The 9,359-nt window shown below is 72.7% G+C and carries 6 protein-coding genes; 4 read left to right on the forward strand and 2 right to left on the reverse strand.

Annotation, left to right across the window (positions count from 1 at the left end; translation table 11 throughout):
• Positions 1–123 precede the first annotated feature (123 nt).
• Positions 124–1,380, forward strand: coding sequence for an MFS transporter (locus ACT3UL_RS18260; protein WP_444579778.1), 1,257 nt, complete (start codon positions 124–126; stop codon positions 1,378–1,380).
• Between the two features lie 89 nt (positions 1,381–1,469).
• On the opposite strand, the gene ACT3UL_RS18265 is transcribed toward ACT3UL_RS18260, so the two are convergent.
• Positions 1,470–2,711 (reverse strand): hypothetical protein, encoded by a 1,242-nt coding sequence (locus ACT3UL_RS18265; protein ID WP_444579779.1) that lies wholly within the window; start codon positions 2,709–2,711, stop codon positions 1,470–1,472.
• Between the two features lie 138 nt (positions 2,712–2,849).
• Here ACT3UL_RS18265 and ACT3UL_RS18270 point away from each other — a divergent pair, with 138 nt between their 5' ends.
• From ACT3UL_RS18270 to ACT3UL_RS18280, 3 genes are read left to right on the forward strand one after another with little or no spacing between them, the layout of a single operon-like run.
• Complete coding sequence (locus tag ACT3UL_RS18270) at positions 2,850–3,893, forward strand: AAA family ATPase (RefSeq protein ID WP_444579781.1); 1,044 nt, start codon at positions 2,850–2,852, stop codon at positions 3,891–3,893.
• Positions 3,890–5,248, forward strand: coding sequence for a DUF58 domain-containing protein (locus ACT3UL_RS18275; protein ID WP_444579782.1), 1,359 nt, complete (start codon positions 3,890–3,892; stop codon positions 5,246–5,248). The genes ACT3UL_RS18270 and ACT3UL_RS18275 overlap by 4 nt, the downstream gene beginning before the upstream one ends.
• Positions 5,245–8,016, forward strand: coding sequence for a DUF3488 and transglutaminase-like domain-containing protein (locus ACT3UL_RS18280; protein ID WP_444579784.1), 2,772 nt, complete (start codon positions 5,245–5,247; stop codon positions 8,014–8,016). The genes ACT3UL_RS18275 and ACT3UL_RS18280 overlap by 4 nt, the downstream gene beginning before the upstream one ends.
• Positions 8,017–8,025: 9 nt before the next feature.
• On the opposite strand, the gene ACT3UL_RS18285 is transcribed toward ACT3UL_RS18280, so the two are convergent.
• A complete protein-coding gene (locus tag ACT3UL_RS18285) occupies positions 8,026–9,138 on the reverse strand; it encodes an ROK family protein (protein ID WP_444579785.1) in 1,113 nt (370 codons plus the stop codon).
• Positions 9,139–9,359 lie beyond the last annotated feature (221 nt).

Below are 9,359 nucleotides of genomic sequence, written 5' to 3' on the forward strand. Positions count from 1 at the left end.
TCTCGCACCATCGCTCGCCCCCTGTCCTCGCCCCTGCGCCGCTCCCGCCCGAAGGACCCCCGTGCCCGCTCAGATCGCCGTCGCCGCTGCGCGACGCGTCGCCCCGGACAGGCGGAGGCTGGCATGATCACCACCGCCTCCCCGCGCCCGCGCCGCTTCGGCCCCCTGCGTGACAAGCACTCCCGCCCGTACCTGATGACCGCCGGGCTCTCGATGATGGGCGACAACATCGAGCACGTCATCACCTACTGGGTGCTCTGGCAGACCTTCCACTCGCCGTGGCTCGTCGGCTTCCAGGTGATCAGCCACTGGCTGCCCTTCCTGCTGCTGTCGGTGCTCTTCGGCGGCCTCGCCGAGAAGTACGACTGCCGGCGCATCATCCAGATCGCCCAGGGCCTGTTCGCGTTCGTGTCCCTGGGCTGGGGCGTGCTGTTCCTGACCGGCAGCCTGGAGATGTGGAGCGCCTGCGTGCTGCTGGTGCTCCACGGCTGCGCCGGCGCGCTGTGGGGACCGGCGGAGCAGCTCATGCTCCACGACTTCGCCGAGCCCAAGGAACTGCCCAGCGCAGTGCGTCTGAACGCGACGTTCAAGAGCCTCGGTGTGCTGGCCGGGCCGGTCGTCGGCTCTGTGCTGCTCCTGCTGCTCGGGCCCACATGGGGGATCTTCGCGAACATCGTGTTCTACCTGCCGATGACGCTGCTGATGATCCGCACGCCGTTCACGGGGCACTCCCGCAGCGGCCTGGTGCTGCGGGACCGGGTCTCGATCCTGGACACCCCGCGCGTGCTGCGCACCGTCGCGGGGGACAAGGTGCTGGTGGGCATGATCGCGCTCGCCGGGCTGATCGCGGTGTGCGTCGGCTCCTCCCTCACGGTGTCGATGCCCAACTTCGCCGACGCCCTCGGCGCGGGGGACGAGGGCGGCCTCGGCTACGGCCTGCTGCTGTTCGCCAACGGCATCGGCGGTGTGGTGGGCGGGTTCCTGCTCGAGGCCACCGGCATCATCAAGGCGGACGTCAAGGCCGCTGTGGTCGCCGCCGTGATGTTCGGGCTCACCAGCCTCGTCGTCGCCACCACCTCGCACTACGGGATCGCCGTCGTCGCGCTCGTGGTGGGCGGCGTCGCGAACCTCGCCGCCACCTCGGTGGGTCAGGCGATCGTGCAGCTGCGTGCCCCGGCGGACCAGCGCGGCCGCGTGGTCGGGGTCTACGGGATGATCGGCAGCGGCATGCGCACCGGAAACGGCATCACCCTCGCCGGCCTCGGTGCCCTGGTCGGGGTGAGCGGTGCGGTGGCCGTGGGCGGGGTGGGTCTGATGATCGGAGCGCTCGTGATCGCCGTGCTCACCGGGATGCAGACGGCGCGCAGCCGACGAGCCTGACCAGCGGACATCGCACGTCGGACGCCCTGGGACGGACGACTCCGGACTTACGACTCACGACTGGTGTCGCGGGACGGCTTTCCGTCAGGTCAGCGGCGGGAGCGGCGGCGCCCGGTGATCCAGAGCGCGATGCCGCCGAGCCCCAGGGCGAGTGCGGCCAGTGCGGCCGGCGTCGAGGCGTCGCTGCCGGTCTCGGCGAGGGCGCTGTCCGACCCGTCGGAGGCCTCGACGAACCCGGAGCCGTTCGCACCGCCCGTGCCGTCCGCGCCATCCGAACCGTCCGAGCCTCCCGAGGATCCGTCGCCCTCCGCAGAGCTCCCGTCCTTCCCGGTTCCGCCGCCATCGGTGATGCCGCCGTGCTTCCCGCTCAGGACGGCTCCGATCCGGAGCACCTGATCGATCATGCGCTCCTGCGCGGTGGAGGAGGACGAGGAGCTGTCGGGATCAGGGGTCTGCGAAGCGGACGCATCCGTCGGCTCGCGCGTGCCCGCGCTCCCGGCCGACGGGGCCGGCGTCTGAGGGGTGCTGTTCTCGTCGCCCGGCGTGCTCGGGGCAACGGGTGAGGAGCTCGACTTCTCGGACCCCGACGTCGCATCGGACCCCGACGACCCATCGGACCCCGAGGTCCCGGCGGAGCCCTGCTTCCCGCCGGAGTCCTTCTCCCCGTCGTTCCCGACGGGTGGATCAGCCGGGGGAGAGGTCTGCTTCGGAGCATCGGTCCCGGAGGATGGCTGGTCCGACGGCTTCGGGGACGGCGTCTTCGTGGCCGGCTTCGAGGATTTCGGTGCGTCCGGCGACGGCTTCGGGCTCACGGACGCGTCGTCGGTGTGCTCGCCCGTCGGCTCCTCCGTGGGCTCTTCGGTCGGCTCCTCGGTGGGCTTTTCGGTCGGCTCCTCGGTGGGCTTTTCGGTCGGCTCGGGGTCAGCTGCCTTCTCCGCCACCGAGAACGTCCCGTTCGCCTGCGTGTCCTCGACGTCGATCTGGTACCTGTACTCACCCGCTAAATCGGGGGTGTACGTCGCGGAGACGCTCTGATACTGGTCCGAGGTGACGTTCAGGGTTGTCGCGCCGCTGCCCTCGGGCGGGATGATCGTCACCGTCCCGCTCTCCTTCTGCCCGAAGCACTCTCCGGTGATGGCGACCGTCTTCCCGAGGGTCAGGGTGTCAGGAGACGCATCGGCGCCGGGCGCCTCGCAGATGGAGGGCGGCGAGGCCGGGAGCGCGCCCGCGGCCGGCGCGGCGAGCGTCGCCGACGGCATCAGGGCGCACGAAGCGACCAGCACCAGGCCTGCACCGAAACCGGTGGCGGCCGAGCGTTGACGACTCGTCACAGAAAGACTCCTCGGAAGACAGGGACAACCCGTCATACTCTAGGGGTGGGCACTCTGTGTGACGCCCAAGCAGGTCACATGGCCGGGCAAAGTCTTCGTGAACAGCCTGGCAAGCGGCGACCGTCAAAGGAGCAGGCGATGATGCAGGACGACGGTCCCGATGACCTGATGGCCGACATCCCTGTCGACGGCGCCCCCGCCAGCGGCATCCCCGCCCTGACCGAGTCCGAGGCACGAGAGATCGCCGCCGAGGCAGAGTCCGTGATCAGCGAGATCGCCACGGTCGTCGAGGGCAAGGGGGAGGTCGCCCAGGCCGCCTTGCTCGTGCTGCTGGCCGGCGGCCACCTCCTCATCGAGGACATCCCCGGCGTGGGCAAGACGATGCTCGCGAAGTCCCTGGCCGCGGCGCTCGGCGCGAAGCGCCACCGCATCCAGTTCACCCCCGACCTGCTGCCCGGGGACGTCACCGGCGCGAGCATCTTCAACCAGGCCACCAGCGAGTTCGAGTTCCGGCCCGGCGCCGTGTTCACGCAGATCCTGCTGGCCGACGAGATCAACCGCGCCTCCCCCAAGACCCAGTCCGCTCTGCTCGAGGCCATGGAGGAGCGGCAGGTCAGCGTCGACGGCACCACCTACGAGCTCGAGGAGCCGTTCATGGTGGTCGCGACCGCGAACCCCGTGGAGATGGAGGGCACCTACCGGCTCCCCGAGGCCCAGCGCGACCGCTTCCTCGCCCAGATCTCCATGGGGTATCCCGTGCAGTCGGCCGAGACCCGGATGCTCGCCGCCCAGGCCGGGCCCGTCCCCGCCGGCGACCGCGACGTCCTCGACGCCGTCCGCACCCGCACCACCCCCGAGCGGATCGCGGCCCACGTCCGTTCCGTGCGCCGCGTCCACGCCTCCGAGGTCATCCTCGACTACATCGTGCGCCTCGCGGCCGCCACCCGCTCCCACCCGCACGTCACCCTCGGCGCCTCGCCCCGCGCCGCGGTGCACCTGGTGCGGGCGGCCAAGGCGCATGCCGCGCTCGACGGGCGCACCTTCGTGGATCCCGAGGACGTCCGCGCCGTGATCATGCCGGTGTGGCGCCACCGCATGCACCTGACCCCGCAGGCCCTGTCCCGCGGCGCGAGCGCGGGGGAGCTGGTCGACCAGGTGCTGCGGAACACCTCGCAGACGTGACGCCGCGACCCGGGACGGTCCTGCGCCCGACCGCGCGAGGCTTCGCCGTCGCGGTCCTGGCGCTGCTGTGCTGGGTCACGTCGGACCTCACCGAGGTCCGTCCCGCCCGCTATCTCGCCGCCGCCCTGCTGCTGGCGCTGCTGGTCGGCGCGATCGGGATCGGGGTCTCGAGCATCGGCCTGCGGGCACGCCGCCAGGTGATCGACGACGCCGTCCCCGTCGGCTCCGTGGCCCGCGTGCAGCTCGAGATGCTCACCAGGGCGCCGCTGACCGTGGTCCCGCTGACACGCGGCACCGTGCGCGAGCATCTCCCCGCGGCGCTCGGCGGCCAGGGCGACCTCCCGCTGTCCCGTCGGATGCCGCACGTGCTGCGGGTGAGCCATCGGGGATCGCATCCGCTGGGCCCGTACAGCATCATCGTGCGCGACGTATTCGGCCTGTTCCATCTGCGGCGCACGGTCGAGGACGGCCTGCAGCTGACCGGCCTGCCCGTGGTCGCAGAGCTCGCCCCGGGCGCGGAGCGCGCCACCGGCATCACCCGCGAAGGGCCGCTGAGCGCCCTGTCCGCCCCGGGCGTCGGCGAGATCGGGCCCATCGCCCGTCCCTATGCGGCCGGTGACGACATCCGTCGCATCCATTGGCGGGCCAGCGCCCGCACCGGACAGCTGATGACCCGCGAGGACGAGCCCGCCGCCGGGCACAGCGCCGTGATCGTCCTGGACACCACGCGCCGCGAGGACGTGGGCCCCGAGATCGAGGACCGCCTGGTCTCCCACGCCGCCACCGTGCTCGAGAGCCTCGGGCTGAACGGCTGGGACGTGCGCATCGTGGACGCCTCCGGTGACGAGATCACCCGCAGCGGCCGCCGCCGCGGCATCCCCGGGCCCTCCCCGCTGGGCAGCGAGGCCGACGCCGTCGAGTCCCGCGCCTCCCTGCTCGCGCTCGCCGACGTCGCCTTCGACGATGACGAGGTCGCCACCATCGGCGTGGGCATCGACCACGCCGCCGGGAACACCGCCCTCGCGATCGCCCTGGGCCCGGACGTGGGCGACCCCTTCTCCGGTCTCGAGCTGGACCGCTTCGCCGGCCGCGCCGCCCACCGCACCGCGATCGCCCTGCGACCCGCCCTGGATGCCGAGGAGCCCGAGACGCCCCGTCGGGCGCGCCGCATCGGCCCCGCGGACCGCGACGACTTCGGGCACGCCCACGAGGCGCACGTCGAGAAGCTCGCCGCCGCCCGGCACGCCGCTCACCCCACCCGCTCCCTGCTGGGGACCTGGATGCTGGTGCGCGGCACCACCGCGGACACCCTCGATGACCTGCTCACCGCGGGCGACGCGGAGGCGGATCGATGAGCCCGCTGATGGGGCGCCCCCTGCTGCAGGGCGGCGACCTGGTGGGCCGCTCCCTCCTGCTGCTGCTCGCGATCCTGCTCGCCTCCGCCCCGCTGTCGATGCTGATGGCCGGGTCCAGCTGGTTCATGCTCACCCTGATCGCCGCGACCCCCGTGATCATCAGCGGGATCGTGCTGCGCCAGTTCCTGCGCCCACCGCTGCTGGTCCCCCTCGCGCAGATGCTGGTGATCGCGGTGCAGCTCGTGGTGGTCGAGATGGGGCACGGCCTCGTGGACCTCGGCGACGGGCCCGTCGCCCTCGTACGCGCCCAGGGCTCGATCTTCCCCGGTGCCTTCAACGAGCTGGCCGGCGGGATGGCCCCGCTGACCCTCGGCTCGCGCGGCACCGTGATCGTGATGCTCGTGCTCGCCCTGGGCTCCCTGCTGCTGGATCTGGTGTTCGTGGACCTGGGCTGGCACACCCCCGTGGGCCTCGCCCTGTTCGGGTCGCTGCTGATCCCGGCCCCCCAGCAGCCCTCCGGCGGTGCCTGGTGGACCGTCATGGGTCCGGTGGTCGCCGGCCTGCTGATCCTCGCCACGCGGACGGTGCACTCCGATCCGCGGTATCTGGAGGGCGACCGTCGGCCCCAGGCAGGCCCGCTCACGAGCCCCGCCCGCGCGACCGGCGCGGCGGCGCTGTGCATCATGCTGGTCGCCGCGCTCACCGTGCCCGTGGGCCTCGCGCTCCCGAAGGTCGCCCCGACGAAGGTCGCCCTGGACATGGACGTCATCAACCAGTGGCAGAACCGCGACATGCCGTCGCTGGGCCCGGTGATGATCGATGACGACATCTCCGTGCGGCGCTCCCTGCTCCAGCAGCAGGACGTCGAGGTGCTGCGCTACACGACCACCGCCGACGAGCCCTCCTACCTGCGCGTGCGCACCCTGAACACCTTCGACGGCGAGACCTTCCGCAACACGGCCGACGAGGGCGGGAACCCCTCGATGAAGGTCAGCGCCTACTCCGACGCGTCCGACGGCACCGACCCCTCCTCCGGGAACGACGCGGGCCTGCTGCGCACCGAGTTCCACGTGCTGGACCTCGCCGGCGACCGCCTGCCCGCGCCCGAGCGGATCCGCGGCATCGCGACCGACGAGGCGGACATCTCCCGGGATCTGCAGCTGAAGCCCACCAGCGGCGAGATCTCCCTGCGCGGGGTGCGCTCCGATCTGAGCCGGCTGGACTACACGGTGCTGACCGCGCCGAGCAACGCCACCGCGGACAAGCTGCGCAGCGTGGACCCGGCCGTGTTCGAGCAGCCCTACGACGCCGGGTACATCTCCCGCCAGGAGGTCCCGGAGGTCGCCCAGGACCTCGCGGTGAAAGTCGCCGACAGCGCCGGAGCCGACAACGCCTTCGACACCGCGGTCGCCTACCAGGACTACTTCCGCAGCGAGTTCGAGTACTCCCTCACCGTGAACTCCCCGCCGGGGGAGGACCCGCTGGAGTCCTTCCTCGCCGATCGCATCGGCTACTGCGAGCAGTTCGCCGCCACCTTCGCCCTGATGATGACCGCGCAGGGCTATCCCACCCGGGTGGCGATCGGCTTCACCCCCGGCACGCAGGACGGCGACGAGTGGTCCGTGAGCGCGAAGAACGCCCACGCCTGGCCCGAGGTGTGGTTCGGCGCGAGATACGGCTGGGTGCGCTTCGAGCCGACGCCGGCCGCGGCCGCGAACGGGGTGACGCCTCCCGGGATGACCTCCGACAGCTCTGCCGAGCAGGATGAGCAGCAGCCCTCCGAGGAGCCCAGCGAGTCACCCACCACCGAGGAGGAGACGACCCCGGCCGACGAGGACCCCGCCACCACGGACGACCCCGAGGCGACGACCGATGCCTCGGCCTCCGACGGCGGGGGAGCGGTCACCAACCCCGTGACCGTGAAACGGGTCGAGAGCGGACTGTTCACCGGCCTCATCATCGGGTTCCTCGTCGCCGCCGGCGGTGCGGCCGCCGTGGTGCTGATCCGGCGCCGCCGCGTGACCCTGCGCGATGAACGGTGGAAGAGCTTCGTCCGCGGGGGCGGCGGTGACGGTGGCAGTGGGAATGGCAGCGGCGATGGTGGCAGCGGCGATGGTGGCAGTCGCAGCGGCAGTGGTGGCGGCAGCGGCGCCGGGCGCGATGCCGCGATCATCGCCGAGCGGGAGAGGCGCCGCGCGGGCGAGCTCGCCTGGTCGGAGCTGAACCGGGAGCTGAGCGTGCGCTCGGTCGCCATCCGCTGGTTGGGCTGGACCGGTGCCTGGAGCTCCCCGCCCCGGCTCCTCGCGCTCGACGGTGCCCTGCCCCCGGCCCGCGCCCTCGAGGACCTCCTGGGCCAGATCGACGACGGCGATGTCGAGGTCACCGACGAGCACCGCGCCGCCGCCGCCCGTGTCGCCTCCGCCTACACCGCCGCCCTCTACGCCGCGCCCCTCCCGGAGCCGGCCTCGGTCGGCGCCCCGCCGGCGTCGAGCAGCCGCGTGGCTGCCGACGCGTCCCCGCATGCTCCTGAGCCTCACCTGGACGATCGAGTGCGACCTTCGGGCGGTCGTGGCGCCTCGATACCCGCGCCAACGTCGCACTCGACGAAGGCTGGGGCCGGGCCTGGGGCCGGGGCGGGGGCCGGGGCCGGGCCTGGGGCCGGGGCCGGGCCTGTGGCTGCGGCCGCGCCGGGTGAACCGACGCCGGAGATGCCCCCGCTCCGCACGGACGCCGACCTGCTCGCCGCCCTGATCCGCAACGCCCGCTGAGTCAGCCCTTCACGCGTCCAGGACGTACTCCCGTTCCTCGAGGTGGTCCAGGGCGAGCCGGGCAGCTCCGAGAGGGACGACGTCGTCGCCGAGCACGGACAGGACGACGTCGGGGACATTGATACACATCGTGCTCAGGTGCTGGCGGGTGGCGTCGACGAAGGGCTGCCCACCGGCGGTGAACTCGCCGGCGATGACCACGAGCTCGGGATCCAGCACCGACACGAGCACGGAGGCGCCGCGGGCGGTGTGGTGGGCGAGGTGATCGGCCAGCTCGGAGGCCTCCTGCTCCCCCTCGGCGGCGGCGCGGAACACCTCTTCAGCGCTGCGGCCGGCCTGCTCGAGCACGGCGGCGGCGTTCCAGGTCTGGTCGTGCAGGAGCCGGCCGAGCTCGGCGGCGGCGCCCGATCTGCCGTGGTGGGCGCGGCCCCCCAGCAGAATGCCCTGGCCGGTGGGGCGACCCGACAGGATCAGCGCGACGTCGTTCGCGTACCGCGCGGCGCCCTGCCACTTCTCGCCGAGCGCGGCGATGGTGCCGTCGTTCCCGGCGACCGCAGCGCTGTGGAACCACGACCCGACCGTGCCCGCGAGATCGAGCCCGGTCCAGCCGGGGATCTGGCTCGCCCTGCGCACGGTGCCCTGCGGGTCCACGACACCGGTGGTGGCGACCCCGACCGCCCACACCTCTCCGGCGGGCGCCGTGGCCCGCAGCGAGATCTCGTGCGCCCTCCGCAGCCTCTCCGGGGCGGGGAGATCACGCGGCGTCGCGACCTGCTCGCGGGCGATGATGGCGCCGTCGAGGTCGGTGACCAGGGCGAGCACCTGCGTGGGGGAGAAGTAGAGGCCCAGCACGTAGCCGGCGGTGGACTGGAAGCTGTACCGGCGGGCGGGGCGGCCCGATGTCCCGGTGGCCGGTGCGTGCACCTGGACCAGGCCCCGGTCGTCGAGCTCCGTGAACACGGCGGTGAGGGTCTGCCGGGACAGCCCGGTCGCCTGCGCCATCTCCGTGAGCGTCCTCTCGGGACCCGTGCGCAGGGCGGCGAGAACCGTGCGGCGGTTCCACCGCCGCACCAGCGTGGTGTCGGCGCCGGAGGTGCCGGCGCCCGAAGGGCTCGTCGTCATGGAAGGACTTTCTGAGATCGATCGCGGACGGGGCGGTCGGAAGAGCAGGAACGGAGGTCTCGCAGGAGCGGCGGTGGGGCTCGATGTCCGGACTGCGGCGGTCCGTCCGGTCCGCGGCCCTCAGGTCGTTCACGGTACCCGTTGGGTCCCTGGACGCTCTGCCCACTGACGTCGTGCCCTGGGGCGTCGAGTCGTCGGCCGTGGGGGCCCGCCCGACGGGG

This window comes from Brachybacterium sp. 107 (assembly GCF_052379725.1).
Classification (GTDB): Bacteria; Actinomycetota; Actinomycetes; order Actinomycetales; family Dermabacteraceae; genus Brachybacterium.